At 34.8% G+C, this 14,672-nt stretch carries 13 protein-coding genes; 5 read left to right on the top strand and 8 right to left on the bottom strand.

Annotation, left to right across the window (positions count from 1 at the left end; translation table 11 throughout):
* Window positions 1-2: 2 nt before the first annotated feature.
* On the top strand, window positions 3-1,778 hold the full coding sequence (locus HCN53_RS07410) for a peptide MFS transporter (RefSeq protein WP_085775248.1): 1,776 nt from the start codon (window positions 3-5) through the stop codon (window positions 1,776-1,778).
* A 76-nt stretch (window positions 1,779-1,854) separates the two neighbouring features.
* Window positions 1,855-2,379, top strand: coding sequence for a thioredoxin family protein (locus HCN53_RS07415; RefSeq protein WP_042279698.1), 525 nt, complete (start codon window positions 1,855-1,857; stop codon window positions 2,377-2,379).
* Here the strand turns inward: HCN53_RS07415 and HCN53_RS07420 are convergent.
* From HCN53_RS07420 to surE, 5 genes are read right to left on the bottom strand one after another with little or no spacing between them, the layout of a single operon-like run.
* The gene (locus HCN53_RS07420) at window positions 2,376-4,448 is read right to left on the bottom strand and encodes a ComEC/Rec2 family competence protein (protein ID WP_167342555.1); all 2,073 of its coding nucleotides are present in this window, start codon (window positions 4,446-4,448) and stop codon (window positions 2,376-2,378) included. The genes HCN53_RS07415 and HCN53_RS07420 overlap by 4 nt on opposite strands.
* Before the next feature lie 20 nt (window positions 4,449-4,468).
* Window positions 4,469-5,179 carry a C40 family peptidase gene (locus HCN53_RS07425; RefSeq protein ID WP_167342556.1) on the bottom strand — a complete coding sequence of 237 codons (711 nt, stop codon included), beginning with the start codon at window positions 5,177-5,179 and terminating at the stop codon, window positions 4,469-4,471.
* Window positions 5,163-6,275, bottom strand: coding sequence for a lipid-A-disaccharide synthase (gene lpxB / locus HCN53_RS07430; protein ID WP_167342557.1), 1,113 nt, complete (start codon window positions 6,273-6,275; stop codon window positions 5,163-5,165). The genes HCN53_RS07425 and lpxB overlap by 17 nt, the downstream gene beginning before the upstream one ends.
* A 2-nt stretch (window positions 6,276-6,277) precedes the next feature.
* Window positions 6,278-6,577 carry a hypothetical protein gene (locus tag HCN53_RS07435; protein WP_240919331.1) on the bottom strand — a complete coding sequence of 100 codons (300 nt, stop codon included), beginning with the start codon at window positions 6,575-6,577 and terminating at the stop codon, window positions 6,278-6,280.
* Complete coding sequence (gene surE, locus HCN53_RS07440) at window positions 6,567-7,349, bottom strand: 5'/3'-nucleotidase SurE (RefSeq protein ID WP_042279689.1); 783 nt, start codon at window positions 7,347-7,349, stop codon at window positions 6,567-6,569. The genes HCN53_RS07435 and surE overlap by 11 nt, the downstream gene beginning before the upstream one ends.
* Window positions 7,350-7,519: 170 nt before the next feature.
* Here surE and HCN53_RS07445 point away from each other — a divergent pair, with 170 nt between their 5' ends.
* The 3 genes from HCN53_RS07445 to HCN53_RS07455 are packed head-to-tail and all read left to right on the top strand — an operon-like array spanning window position 7,520 to window position 11,582.
* The gene (locus tag HCN53_RS07445) at window positions 7,520-9,655 is read left to right on the top strand and encodes a carboxy terminal-processing peptidase (protein WP_167342558.1); all 2,136 of its coding nucleotides are present in this window, start codon (window positions 7,520-7,522) and stop codon (window positions 9,653-9,655) included.
* On the top strand, window positions 9,655-10,758 hold the full coding sequence (locus HCN53_RS07450) for an ABC transporter permease (protein ID WP_167342559.1): 1,104 nt from the start codon (window positions 9,655-9,657) through the stop codon (window positions 10,756-10,758). Before HCN53_RS07445 ends, HCN53_RS07450 begins: the two co-directional genes overlap by 1 nt.
* Window positions 10,759-10,760: 2 nt before the next feature.
* Window positions 10,761-11,582, top strand: coding sequence for a DNA/RNA non-specific endonuclease (locus HCN53_RS07455; RefSeq protein ID WP_167342571.1), 822 nt, complete (start codon window positions 10,761-10,763; stop codon window positions 11,580-11,582).
* Between the two features lie 251 nt (window positions 11,583-11,833).
* Here HCN53_RS07455 and arsM read toward each other — a convergent pair whose 3' ends face one another.
* From arsM to HCN53_RS07470, 3 genes are all read right to left on the bottom strand, one after another.
* Window positions 11,834-12,802 carry an arsenosugar biosynthesis arsenite methyltransferase ArsM gene (arsM, locus tag HCN53_RS07460; protein WP_085775253.1) on the bottom strand — a complete coding sequence of 323 codons (969 nt, stop codon included), beginning with the start codon at window positions 12,800-12,802 and terminating at the stop codon, window positions 11,834-11,836.
* Between the two features lie 62 nt (window positions 12,803-12,864).
* The gene (gene arsS, locus HCN53_RS07465) at window positions 12,865-13,929 is read right to left on the bottom strand and encodes an arsenosugar biosynthesis radical SAM (seleno)protein ArsS (RefSeq protein ID WP_042279682.1); all 1,065 of its coding nucleotides are present in this window, start codon (window positions 13,927-13,929) and stop codon (window positions 12,865-12,867) included.
* A gap of 86 nt (window positions 13,930-14,015) precedes the next feature.
* Window positions 14,016-14,630, bottom strand: coding sequence for a hypothetical protein (locus HCN53_RS07470; protein WP_167342573.1), 615 nt, complete (start codon window positions 14,628-14,630; stop codon window positions 14,016-14,018).
* Window positions 14,631-14,672: the final 42 nt, after the last annotated feature.

Consider the following 14,672-nt stretch of genomic DNA (forward strand, 5'->3'; position numbering starts at 1 on the left):
CAATGAATACTACCACTGAGAATTTTTTTAAAAACAAAGTAATGGGACACCCAGCCGGTCTGTTTGTCCTATTTTTCACCGAAATGTGGGAAAGGTTTTCCTATTATGGTATGAGAGCCATTTTAGTAATATTCCTGACAGGTGCAATTACTGGAGAAAATCCAGGTTGGGGTTGGGAAAAACCTGCTGCCCTATCACTTCTAGGAACCTATGCTATGTTTGTATATCTGACTCCTATTGTAGGTGGTTGGCTAGCCGATAATAAAATAGGTTATCGCTCTGCCGTTGTAGTTGGCGCGTTGCTTATGACTTTAGGTCACGCATCAATGGCAATTGAAACACCTACATTTCTATATATCGGAATATTTTTTCTTATCATAGGAAACGGATTTTTTAAACCGAACATGACTTCTATAATTTCAAAAATGTATGAAGGACATGATGAGAAAAAAGATGGTGCTTACAACATCTTCTATATGGGAGTCAATGCGGGAGCGTTTTTAGGTATTATGCTCTGTGGTTGGTTAGGTGAAAATGTTGGTTGGAGTTATGGTTTTGGACTAGCAGGAATTTTTATGTTATTAGGTATGATCCAATTTTATTTCGCTCAACCGTTATTTGGAAACATTGGAGAAAAGCCTAAAAATGAAAAAAAGGATATGATCGACACTCTACAAGAAGATCTTATCTCAAAAACTGAAGGAGTTAAGGAGAAACTTAATCGATTTGTTTCAATTGATTACATATTGATAGGTGCCTTTATTATTTCAGCATTAATATTTATTGTAAATGACCCTTTAAGTAAAATAGGTGATATTAATACATTAAATTTTACCGTATTTGGACTTGAAAACTCTTTATTCTTTGCATTATTGGCTGCGATATTATTTATTTTGATTCTTATAGTTCGCATTCCAAGGTATGACAAAATTGTAAGGGATAGAATGATAGCTTTTACCATCTTCTGTATTTTTACAATTTTCTTTTGGGCCGCTTTTGAGCAGGCAGCAGGGTCATTACCTCTTTACACAAGAGATTATACGGATAGGGTACTAGAAGGCAATTGGGCCACGATATTCAAAATTATAGATGCAGTAGTAACAATCGTTCCTATTGCCATAATTACCTATGTCTTAATCAGTCTTTTTAGAAAGACATTTAACCGTATTAGCTTATCCAATATTGTTCTTGCCATAAGTTTTATTATTGTTTGGGGCTTAGTGGTTTATAAGCTTTGGATTAATTTTAGCGCAGAGGCTAAGGAAGTAGAAATAACTTGGTTTGCTATTCTTAACTCTTTATTTATAATAATTTTTGCTCCACTATTTACTAAATGGTGGGATAGTAAATACAATCCACCAGCATCAGTTAAATACGGTTTAGGATTAATTGTTATGGCCATTGGTTTTGGACTATTAGCATTTGCCACACGTAACGTACCGTTGGGAGCAGAGTCTGCAAAATTGAGTATGGTTTGGTTGGTTTTAGCTTACTTATTCCACACTTTAGGTGAGTTATTTTTATCTCCTATGGGTTTATCGTATTTGAGCAAATTAGTGCCGGCAAGAATGATTGCATTTATGTTTGGAGTTTATTACTTGGCCATTGCAATAGGTAATAAAATGGCTCACTATGTAGGTGGTGATATTGAAAAAATCACCGAAGAAAGTGGTTTGTCCTACTTCTTCCTAATTTTTACAGTCATTCCAATTGGCTTAGGTTTAATTTCATTTGCTCTTCATCCTTTACTTAAGAGATTGATGCACGGTGTAAAATAAACTCCTTGTAAAATATTTGAAAAACGCACCAATTATGGTGCGTTTTTTGTTTACTTAGAGTTTGTAACTTTGTGCTATGAAAAAATTGCTTTTTATTCTTTTTATCGTTCCTGTTTTTGCCACTGCTCAAGTTAATTGGATGACAATGGACGAGGCTCTCGCTGCTCAAAAAAAAGAACCTCGTAAAATCCTTCTTAAAAGTTATACAGAATGGTGTCCTAATTGTAAATGGATGGACAAGTACGCTTTTTCAAAATCAGAATTAGCACAGTTTATTAATGACAACTATTATCCAGTTGCATTTAATGCTGAAGGTACTGAAAGCATCACTTACCAAGGAACTACATACAGCAATCCTGACAAAAGACGAAACGACAGATCACCACATCAGTTTGCTGAAAAACTTAGAATTTTTGAATATCCGACTTTAGTGTTTTTTGATGAAAATGGTCAATTCATAAGTACCGTACCTGGTAAATTGGATTCAAAAAAACTAGAAATATATGTCACCATGCTTGTGGACGATAGTTATAAATCTATAAACACAGGTAAAAAGTGGAGCGATTACCAAAAAGATTTTGAATATAAACTACAAGGTTAATACGATAGCTCTACAGCTCCTTCCTCATAGGTATTTATAAAGGGAATGTTATATTTTAAACAGGTAGATTCCCAAGTAATGAAGTTGCTTCGATAATTCGAACCATCTGCAATGATTAATGTAGGTCGAACTTCGTTAATTAATCTTTCCAAGTTCACTCTTGCTGATTGAGTAAGCAACACTATTGGTTGATTATGAGTTTTCCTGTAAAAACCATCTTCTTTTATAATTACCAATTCAAGTTCATTAATCTTGATATCATAATGTAAACTATCTCTTAAAACTTCTCTATCGCGATGCGGTTCTATCCAACGTAATCTATTCCAAGTAATAGAATCACGGTTCTCTGTCATCTTATAAAAATCAGTAAACACTTGTGCTCGATGATTGTTATAAACACTTATTGCACTACCAGCAGCCTGGTGAAGAATTAAGACCTTAGAATCCTTTGTTAAAGTACTAATGGTAGAAATTACTAAACATAACAAAACGCTGAATAAAGACAAGTGTAAAAAGTTGTTCGGTTTTATAGGAATTAATCGCTCTTTTTTACTTCTACTAAGGACAGGAGATACAAATAGGGCTGTTCCATATAAAATGAAATACAATAATATGACTTGCCAAAGTTCTAAATAGACATGTTCTATTAACAAAAAGTCCCAAGAACCTACTTTGTGTATAAAATCAATCACCCATTCTAAAATAAAGTTTAGAAGTACATCCAGTTTAAAGGCGTTACCACAGACAACTAATAATGCCATCATTAATATGGATGCGGCAAGAAATATGGGTAAAGCAGGTAGTAAGACCATATTACCAATAAGAAAACCTAACGGAAATTGATGAAAGTAAAATAAACTAATAGGTGCCACACCTATTTGAGCTGCTAGCGTAACAGTAAAAATGCTAAATAAAAATCGAAGCACTCGGTTTCTAGGAAACCACAATGACTTGAACAACGGTTGCAAGGTAACTATGGCAAAAACAGCAGCATAACTTAATTGAAAACCTACATTAAAAATTAATCTAGGATTAATTAACAAAAGCACGATTGCACTCAACATCAAACTAAAATAAGTATTAGTCCGTCTAGACAATGTCATACCAATTGCTACAAAAGAAAACATGGTTACAGCTCTCATGATAGAAGGGCTCATCCCTGTCATTAGGGCAAAACTCCATAGCACAATTAGTATCACTATCGTTTGTAAGTATGCCCCATAGGAATTCCATCTTTGCAATGGTCTAGTTAAAAATTCAATTATTAAAAGAATGATACCTACATGTAAACCACTTAATGCAAGAATATGAATGACACCAGCTTTACGAAATGAAACAGTAATCTCTTTATCTAAATGTTTACGTTGACCCAACAGCAATGCTTCAATCATAGCGATAGGTTGCTTTGACATTTCAGATGAATATAAAGCAGTCTCTAATCGTTTTCTTACTTTAATAAAAAATGAGAGATCACTTGATTTAGGTAGTTCTTGCTTTAAAATTTTATCTTTATCTATATAAATTTGACCATGTACGTTAATACCTTCTAAGTATTTACCGTAATTGAAATCACCTGGATTTCTTGCGTTACTGGGTAAATTTATGTCGTCGTAAACCCATAATTTATGACCAAGAGTAAATTCTAAGCTATCAGTCGTCTTAAAAAGAACAAGCACATTTCCTGTTGATTGAGTAGCATTAATATTACGCACTCTAGCATAATAGCGATCATTAAATTGATTGGAAGCTAATTGTTCATATAACTCTAACTCTATAACTGCTTCACTACCTATCAAACCTTGATTCACATAGTGATTTTCGGGCAAGAATTGTTCTTGTTGGACTCGCCAAAAACCTAGCGAAACAAATAAAACAATTACCGATAAAGAACCTAACCACTTAAAAGGCTTTGACCTTCCTTTAAAAAATATCGTAATAGCAAGTAAGCATAAGCTCGAGGATAATAATCCATAAATAAACACGGATTGAACTTTAAAAAAAGTAGCAATTACTATACCTATTACAAATGCAATGAGCAGTTTAAAAAAGGGATAAGACAAGTATCTCACCTCATAAAAGTAGGAAAAATCTATTGTTTTATCCTACCAGCTTTCAAGAAACGTGTAAACCAATAAGCTTCATTAAAGCTAGTTATGATTACTCCGCGCGAGGTAGTACTATGAATGAACTCGATTCCTGCTGGGGTAACATCAGTAACAAGACCTACGTGATTCACTTTTTTCTTATTTCTACCAGTGGCAAAAAACAGCAAATCTCCTTTTTGAACTTCCTTCACCTTTATTCGGTCTGCACTTTGATACAGGGCTGCACTTGTTCTAGGCAATTGAATGTTTTCACTACTATAAGCGTTGCAAATTAAACCGCTACAATCCACGCCATTTTTATCATTACCACCATATCTGTATCGAGTGCCTAAGTAACCACGAGCATGCGCTATTATCCTGTCTACCTCATTAGTCACGGTCAATTCTTCTTCTATAGGCTCAACCTCTTGAGTATCTTCCTTGTCCGAAACTGTTGAAAACACAGGTGCCTTAGGTTGATTTTTATTTAATTTACGTGCTTCTTTTTTTGTAGTAACAATTTTTGGTTTTGAACTACCACAACTCGATATAAGACTAGCCGTAAATAAAATAATTAATACGAGTTTAGATATTTGAAGGTATTGTTTACGCTTTCGCGAAAGCGTAAAAATGCACACCCTTTCTGACAAAAAACATATAACATCTTTTATAAATTGCATCATTACTGCGCTATTGGTCTTATTGAATAGATTCATAAATCAACTGTGCGGTTTGATCGCTAGCTCCTACTCCACCTAATTTATGTTCTAGTTCATAATAATTTGCAAAAACTCGGTTACGATGAGTGGCATCTAGAATAAGAGAAAGTTCGGTACTTAAATTTTTCTCGTTGAAATCCGATTGAATGAGTTCGGTTACCACTTCTTCATCCATAATAAGATTAACTAAAGAAATGTAATTAAGGTTTATAATTCTTTTTGCTATTTGATAGCTTATGTTACTTCCTTTGTAACATACTACCTGTGGCACTTTAAACAGGGCTGTTTCTAGCGTGGCTGTTCCACTAGTAACCAGTGCTGCGTGACACAAACTGAGTAAATCATAGGTGCGATTCATCACTAGAGTTGCTGGATAGTTTTTGAGAAATTGACTGTAAAAGCTTGCATCCTGACCTGGAGCACCGGCAATTATGAATTGGTAATCTGGAAATTTATCTACCATGCGCAACATGACTTTGAGCATTTTTTTTATTTCCTGTTTACGGCTACCTGGTAATAAGGCGATTAACGGCCTATCGTCTAATTTATAAGTAGCTAGAAATTCATTATGGTCTACGGCTTTTCGTTGGGCGATGGCGTCTATTAATGGATGACCAACAAAATGTACTGGATAATTATGTTTTTGCTCATAGAAATCTTTCTCAAATGGCAAGATTACATACATTTTATCTACATCCCTTTTAATAGCTTTTATCCTATTTTCTTTCCAAGCCCAAATTTGTGGTGATATGTAGTAATGATTGCGGTACCCTTTAAGTCGAGCCCATTTCATGATTCTAAAGTTGAAACCAGGATAATCAATATAAATAATAACATCCGGATTAAAACTTTCAATATCTTTTTTACAAAGGTTAATATTCTTAAGAATCGTGTTTAGGTTTGATAAAACCTCAACAAACCCCATAAAAGCTAGATCTCTATAATGCTTTACAAGTGTTCCTCCTACCGCTTGCATGAGGTCACCACCCCAAAATCTAAATTGAGCATTCTCGTCTTTTGATTGAATGGATTTCATGAGATTGGATCCATGCAAATCACCACTAGCTTCTCCAGCAATTAGATAATATTTCATAATCAGAATTCAAAATATAGTACTGCTAGAGCAGCTAGCACAGTTGCTAATAATACGCCACGCGCTTCGTAAAATTGAGGTTTCTTTTGGAATTTGCCCAATTTAGTAGTCAGGAAAAAAAAGAAAAGTAATAGATTAAACACGGCTCCTAGACCAATTAATCCACCCAAGAATCCTTGTTTATAGCCTGCTTCAACAGCTTCAATGAAATGGCTATCGGTCATTAAATAGATATAAATATAGGTTCCGGCAAGATTTGCCAGCAGTCCTAAAATGAATCCTTTAAGTATTTTAATTATCAAAATCCCAAGTGTTTAATTCGGCAATATAATGATGCGCTGTTAAATCATATTGAGTAGGCACTATAGATATATAATTATGTTCTAGCGCCCATTCATCTGTATCTTCTCCTTTATCATCATTAACAAATTTACCAGTAAGCCAGTAATAATCCTTACCATAAGGATTTGTGCGTTTATCAAACTCTTCTACCCAGTAAGCATTTGCTTGCCTGCAAATTTTAACTCCTTTGATTTCGTCATGAGTAGCCTTGGGAATATTTACATTAAAAACAAGTCCCTTAGGCATCCCTTTGTCTAAGACGTTTTCAATAATTTGTTTTACGTAAGGTCTAGCTGGTTCAAAATCAGCATCGGCGCTATAATCACATAATGAAAAGCCGATTGATGGAATTCCTTCAATACCTGCTTCAACAGCTGCACTCATAGTTCCACTATATATAACATTAATAGCACTGTTACTTCCATGATTTATACCACTCAAACATAAATCAGGTTTTCTATCTAAAATTTCATGGCTTGCCATTTTTACACAATCTACTGGTGTACCGCTAGTGGTGTATTCTTTGTGATTATGAGAATGAGCAGTATACTCTTTTAAATACAAGGTGTTATTAATGGTTATAGCGTGTCCCATTGCACTTTGTGGGCTATCAGGTGCAACCACAACTACATCTCCTAACTCGGTAGCTATATCAATTAATGTACGTATTCCTTTTGCTGTTATACCATCGTCGTTAGTAACGAGTATTAATGGTTTGTTTGTATTAGGCATATAATTTTGAAGAATTTTTAATGAGATAACGCAAAATAACGCACGTTAACATACACTGGGGTTAAAATTAATTAAAATGACGTGACTTGTCGAATCATATTGTTAATTTAACCCGTTCAAAAAATGGCACGATTTTTAAGTGCTAATAGAAGGAATAAATGAAGTACATAATGAATTTTCTCAAAAATAATTTTGCAATAGGTATTATAACTCTGCTCGTGGCTACCGCCAGCTGTAGCTTTACAAATACTATTGACCCTGGAGATAAAGAAAAGGAAGAAGTTTTAATTCAGTTAGTAGGACAACTACTCAAAAGAAATCACTTTTCTCCTGCTGATTTAACAGATCAGTTTTCGGCAGATGTTTACAAGAACTTCATCAATGACCTTGACCCAGGTCGCAGGTATTTTCTAGCTTCTGATATTGAAGAATTCAAAGTCTATGAATACCAAATCGATGATCAAATACGAGAAGGTAATGTAGCCTTATTTACTCTAGCCTATGAGCGACTGCTCAAAAGGCAAGATCAATCTGAAAAAATCTATTTAGAGGTGATTCAAGAACCTCTTGATTTTGATAAACAAGAAGAGATTGATACAGATTATGAGAAAATGAGCTATGCCGAAAACAAAGCACAACTCAAAGATCATTGGAGAAAATTAATAAAACTCTCAGTACTCGGTAATTACTACGACAAGATTGAAGAACAGGCCGATCTAAAAGATCAAAGCAAAGCAAAACCTGAAGAAACACTCAAAAAAGAGGCTATTGAAGAAGTGAGAAAATCTCTTGCAGAGAGCTTTGATTTAAATGATGATGTAGAGCGCATGGATTATTTCTCTTTATTTATGAATGCGATAACTACACATTTTGATCCACATACTAACTTTTTCCCACCTAGAAACAAAGATCGCTTTGATACCTCAATGAGTGGAAAACTAGAAGGAATAGGCGCTAGACTTCAAAAGAAAATGGATTACATAAGTGTAATTGAAATCATTTCAGGTGGACCAGCATGGCGCAGCGAAAAAATTGAGATAGGAGATAAAATCTTAAAAGTAAAGCAGGAGAAAGATACTGTAGCAACAAGTATTGTAGGAATGAGAATCGCCGATGCTGTTGAACTTATAAAGGGACCTAAAGGAACTAAGGTAATTCTTACTCTTAAAAAGGTAGATGGAACTGTAGAGGACTTAACGCTAACTAGAGATGTGGTAGAAATTGAAGAGACCTTTGCGAAATCTATGATCATTGAAAATGATGGTATGAATTACGGTCTTATCGACTTACCTAAGTTCTATTTTGATATGGAAGATCGCAATGGTCGCGCAGCTGGTGAAGACATCGCAAATGAAATTATTAAGCTTAAAAAGCAAGGCATGCAAGGTCTAGTACTAGACTTAAGAAATAATGGCGGTGGATCATTAGGTGAGGTAATCAAAATGGCTGGTTTATTCATTGAAGAAGGTCCGGTAGTACAAGTTGCCTATCCTAACGGAAGAACAAGAATTCATGAAGACCCAGATAATGGCGAAGTTCTTTGGGATGGACCTTTAGTTATTATGGTAAATGAGTTTAGTGCAAGTGCAAGTGAAATTCTAGCAGCTGCTATGCAGGACTATGATCGTGCTGTAATATTGGGTAGTAAACAAACCTTTGGAAAAGGTACTGTTCAACAGTTTCAAGACCTTAATAGATATATTACCAATGGAAATTTAGGTGACTTTGGATTTATCAAACTTACCACTCAAAAATTCTATCGAGTAAATGGTGGAAGTACACAATTAGAAGGTGTAAAAAGTGATGTTGTTGCTCCAGACCGTTATTCTTATATAGATCTAGGTGAAAAGGACGAACAATTCCCATTACCTTATGATGAAATACCAGCTGCAGAATATAATCGATTTACTGGTTATTTGAATTTAAGTGAAGCTATTAAAAACTCGCAAGAGCGTATTAACAACGATCCAAAATTCCAGCTTATTGATGAAAGTGCACAATGGCTTAAAAAGCAAAGAGAGGATAACGTCATACCTCTTAATCTAGAGGCTTATAAAAACAGGTTGGAAAATTTAGAAAATCAATCAAAGCGATTTGATCAATTTGAGGATTATAAAAATGAATTATCCTTCAAACTTACACCAGCCGATGAATTTGCTACGAAACAAGATAGCATTCTTAAGAAAAAAAGAGAGCGCTGGCAAGAAGGATTACAGACTGATTTATATTTAAATGAGGCTGTTAATATCCTTAAGGATTTAAAGATGAAAAACATTAAAAACAGTAATCTTACCCTTAAAGATTAATGTCAAGAAAATCACAGTCATTAGGACATCTAGCGCTCCAAAAATTTAAAAAGAATTTTTGGGGCGTTTTGAGTTTTACGGTGATTGTAATCTATGCATTACTAGCGTTATTTGCCTATGTGATTGCTCCTGATTCCACGCGCAATGCTAATCAAATGCACCTTTCCATTCATTCGCAACCACCTGGATTTTCTACTAAAATGATGATTTTACCTATACAAAAGGGAGATTCTAATTTTTGGTCCTTTTTATCCGGTAGCACATCAACTGTAGAAGAAATTCCATTTACTAAACTTAAATTGATCGATGGTATAATTCATTATACTCCTTTTGATCCTGACAATGAGGTAAAACCTTACCAGCCAGTGATGCATGAATGGGGCAAAGTGATGGATATGACACGCTTTCGCGAAAGCGCAACCACAACAAAGACCTTTCTACTAGGAACTGATAAATATGGCCGCGATTTATTAAGCCGTATGCTCATAGGAGCACGTATTAGCATATCAATAGGCTTTATTGCTGTTCTTATTTCATTATTAATTGGAATATCATTAGGAGCAATTGCAGGATATTATGGCGGTAAAATAGACAACGCCATTATGTGGTTGATTAATGTAACCTGGTCTATCCCTACCCTATTGATGGTAATCGCAATAAGTATAGCCTTGGAAAAAAGTTTTTTTACCGTTTTTATAGCGGTAGGCTTAACTATGTGGGTTGAAGTTGCGAGAGTTGTACGCGGTCAAGTTATAGTAGCCAAAGAATATCAGTATGTAACCGCAGCTAGAGCTTTGGGATTTAATGATTGGCGTATTATTACCCGACACATTTTACCCAACATAACAGCGCCTATCATTGTAATAAGTGCCGCAAATTTTGCGGCAGCTATTCTCATTGAAAGCGGACTTAGTTTTCTAGGGATTGGTGCACAACCACCCATGCCCAGTTGGGGTAGTATGATAAAGGACCATTATCAATACATAATTCTAGATAAGGCCTATCTTGCAATTATTCCTGGTATCGCAATCATGACGCTTGTAATGGCATTCATGTTATTAGGTAATGCTCTACGTGATGCCTTGGATGTAAAAAAGACCTAACTATGAGAAAATTCGTTTATCCTATTTTAATTTTTTTATGCGCCATAGGCTTTATTCTTTGGGAACAAAAAATAGATAAACAAGAGTCACAGGATAATCTGGAACAAGAAGATTTTGCCAGTCGCGACTTTAATAATCAAGGTATTAAAAAATTGAGTAGAAAAGATCTCTTACCTACTTCTGGCAATCAGGTTGTTCATCATCACACTTATAGCTTGTCGTATAATGAATTACATGAACAAGCGGAATGGACAGCACACATTCTTAATAAAAGTGATATTAAAGAGGTTGATTTTAAAAGACCTTACTTTGAGATAGATGATAAAATCACTACTGAAGCTGCTCATTGGAAGAATTACAAGAACAGTGGTTATGACCGAGGTCATCTAGTTCCCGCAGGTGATCGCAGGGCGACAAAAGCAGCGTATGAAGAAACATTTTTAACCTCAAACATATCACCGCAAGAGCATGAATTCAACGCTGGTATATGGAATCGCCTAGAACAAAAAACAAGGTATTATGCAAAAAAGCATGACCAACTGTATGTGATTACTGGTCCCGTATTAAAAAGAGGATTGAAAAGCATAGGGTTTGATAACGTAAGTGTACCAGAACAGTATTATAAAATATTATACCGACAAACTAACGATGGAGGAAAGATGCTAGCATTTCTTTTACCTCATCGTGCGTCAAATGAGAGTATTTATAAATATGTGAGTTCTGTGGATCAAATTGAATCGCTTACTGGAATCGATTTTTTCTCACAGCTACCAGATACTATTGAGAAGAAGCTAGAATCTAGTAGGGATACTAGTGAATGGTAATTACTTTTTATTGGACATTCTCAATTGACGCATACCAAACCAAATTGCCATTAAAAATAAAAACGCATACCATATAAAACTGCGATTTTGTTCTCCCGAAACGATGCGATAGCCTATTAAAATTAGGCATATCACACTCATTGTTATCAATAATTTATAAAACCAAGCTGGAATCATTTCTCGTTGTATTTAAAAAGTAAAAGCGCAGAGAAGTAAATCTCTACGCTCTAAGTTACAATATATTCTGTCATCTAGCAGCAACCACCACCATCGTAATGGTAAGTACTTTCACTAATATAAATATCATCGCGACCTAATGCGGCAAGAGCACCAGCCGTTTTATCACAAATAGCTAGTGGCTGGTTTTGTAATAGAACATGTCCTTTACCATCATCAAACTGTCTTTCATCGCCGTAGTAAATAGCAGCTTTACCTGTGAATATACATGGTCCATCTTCTGGCATTGGATCTTTAATAGCAGCTACTTCAATACTTTCTATATAAATCAATTCATCGGTAGGATAATTTTTAGGATCCAAAATACGATAAGGTTTTCTAGCTCTTATTTCTATGGTACCGAAACCTACATCAGTCAGGGCTTTTACATATTGATCGATAGGTAATGAACCGCTTAAACAAAGTGCTCTCAACCTGTCGTCATTACGCAAGGTTTCATTCATCTCTTGCTCACATGTAGGATCGCTCATCACTAGTCGACCATGCGGTTTTAATACACGGTACATTTCTTCTATAGCCTTCTTTAAATCTTCCTCCTTAAAAATATTGAACAAGCAGTTTTGCGCTGCAACGTCTATAGAGTTATCGGCAACTGGTAAGTTTAAGGCATCACCTTTGTGTAATTCAACAAATTCACTTTTGAACCAGTCATTTTGCTCCTCGGCGATTTTAAAGTTTTTACGAGATGCTTCTAGCATTTCTGGCACCACATCTACTCCTACAACACCGCCTTTTTGTCTTGAGAAATATGAGAATTGTAATAATTCCATTCCACCACCTACACCTACGTATAAAACCCTTGGACTATTTGTAAGATCCCTTGCATGAACCGTAGAACCACAACCGTAATTCATTTCTTGCATAATTCTAGGGATTTTTAGCCCTGGTAATTCCCATACTGGATTTGTAGTACAGCACAATCCCACATCTGGTGTAAGTGCTGCGTCTCTATATAATTCTTCTGTAGCGTTTAAATAACTCATTAATTTATTTTTTAATCTGTTTTGTTTACGCTTTCGCGAAAGCGTGATAAAATAATCAATAATTAGGCAACTGTTCCTTGACAGCTACTTCCTGCACCAGCGGTACATCCATAACAATGTTGAGAAATAACAATATTACGATCTAGAAGTAAATCTTCTTGATAATCTTTAATATGTTTTATTTTATGATTCACTTTGAGATCAAGCATTTGATTAAAATCACAATCGTATAACCATCCATCCCAAGATACACTAATTGTATTTGTACACATCACATTTTGTACAGCTGTAGGATTATAAGCCTCAACCAAGGCATACATGTAATCCTCATAATTTTCACTTGCTACTAAGTAATCTAAAAATCTGGATATAGGCAAGTTAGTAATTGCAAAAAGGTTATGAAACTGAATATTAAAATCTTCTAACAAAGCAGCTTTAAAATCCTTTTCCATACTCGCTTGATCACCAGGCAAAAAAGCACCACTAGGATTGTAAACCAGATCTAATTTAAGGTCGCTACCTGGCATTCCATATCCACGTTCATTGAGTTCTTGCAGCGCTTTAATGGATTTATCAAAAACACCATCACCTCTTTGCTTATCGGTTTTACCACGAGTCCAGTGTGGCATGGAGCTCACTACATGTATATTGTGTTTTTTAAAGAAATCTGGCAGATCGTAATACTTAGGATTTGCTCGTATGATAGTAAGGTTACTGCGTACGATAAAATCTTGAATACCTGCAGCGCTTGCTTGTTCTACAAACCATCTAAAATTAGGGTTCATTTCTGGGGCACCACCAGTTAAATCTAAGGTATGAGCACCAGTAGTTTTTATCACATCGAGAATTTGTGACATGGTTTCTCTAGTCATTATTTCCTTGCGATCGGGACCAGCATCTACATGACAGTGTGCACAAACCTGATTACACATATAGCCCACGTTGACTTGTAATATTTCTAACTTTTTGGGTCTAAGAGGAAACTGGTTTGTTTCTTTTATCTTATTTGCAAAAGTTGGTAACTCACCATCACTAAAAGGCTCTCCATTTAAAACCTCCATTTGTTTAGCAATTGCTGCTAGTTCACTTTCTCTCTTCTTTAAGGATACCTTAGTATTTACTGCCATATCTGCTTTTTGCTATTCTTAATTGAAAATATGTAGATAGCTGCATAGTTACAAACTACATATCACAAAATTGTAACTCTTTTTTCTTAAACTAATGTTTGAAGTTCTCTCTTTAAATTTCTTTGTGCTTGTTTTTCATACTTACTTGTAAAGTAATCTGTTTGATAAATAGGTTTGTTTAGTAATGCTCTTAACACTTTTAATCTTCCTCTTCTATATAAGAAAGTAGGATATATTTGATATTCCTTTCTAATTAATCTAGTGTACTCGTCGTATTGGGAAGAAGAACTTCCTAAAACAGCTAAATCACTATCTAAAAAATACCTACTATCTGAATTAAAGGTTTTATCATGAAATTTTGTTGCTATTATCATTTCCTTGACTAAATCTACATGCTCAAAACGAGTCTTTGAAATCCTTTTGTCAAAAGCTTCTGAACTTTGCTCCTCGTTTTCTGTAGAAGTAACTTTATAAATTAAATCATGATAAAAAACTGCTAATCGAATGGAATCAATACTCTCTATAAAATCTTCAACCTCTTGTAATTCATTGAACATGTGTTGAAGATGATTCAAATTATGATAGAAACGTTTTTTATTTGAGTAGTTCTTTATTACCTCATCCCAGCATAAATTCATGTAACTTCTATCGTTACAATATTTCTCAAAGGTTTGATAAAATAAAGGTTTTAATTTTTCCAATATCAGTATTAGTAGTTACCTGTTTTGCAGACTAGCCAAGTT

The organism is Nonlabens sp. SY33080, from assembly GCF_011784885.1.
GTDB lineage: Bacteria > Bacteroidota > Bacteroidia > Flavobacteriales > Flavobacteriaceae > Nonlabens > Nonlabens tegetincola.

Bases quoted from the DNA above. Each gene is read 5' to 3' on its own strand.
- arsS (WP_042279682.1), bottom strand. From the start codon at position 13,929: ATGGCAGTAAATACTAAGGTATCCTTAAAGAAGAGAGAAAGTGAACTA.
- HCN53_RS07425 (WP_167342556.1), bottom strand. From the start codon at position 5,179: ATGAATCTATTCAATAAGACCAATAGCGCAGTAATGATGCAATTTATA.
- lpxB (WP_167342557.1), bottom strand. From the start codon at position 6,275: ATGAAATATTATCTAATTGCTGGAGAAGCTAGTGGTGATTTGCATGGA.
- HCN53_RS07415 (WP_042279698.1), top strand. From the start codon at position 1,855: ATGAAAAAATTGCTTTTTATTCTTTTTATCGTTCCTGTTTTTGCCACT.
- HCN53_RS07410 (WP_085775248.1), top strand. From the start codon at position 3: ATGAATACTACCACTGAGAATTTTTTTAAAAACAAAGTAATGGGACAC.
- HCN53_RS07450 (WP_167342559.1), top strand. From the start codon at position 9,655: ATGTCAAGAAAATCACAGTCATTAGGACATCTAGCGCTCCAAAAATTT.
- arsM (WP_085775253.1), bottom strand. From the start codon at position 12,802: ATGAGTTATTTAAACGCTACAGAAGAATTATATAGAGACGCAGCACTT.
- surE (WP_042279689.1), bottom strand. From the start codon at position 7,349: ATGCCTAATACAAACAAACCATTAATACTCGTTACTAACGACGATGGT.
- HCN53_RS07455 (WP_167342571.1), top strand. From the start codon at position 10,761: ATGAGAAAATTCGTTTATCCTATTTTAATTTTTTTATGCGCCATAGGC.
- HCN53_RS07445 (WP_167342558.1), top strand. From the start codon at position 7,520: ATGAATTTTCTCAAAAATAATTTTGCAATAGGTATTATAACTCTGCTC.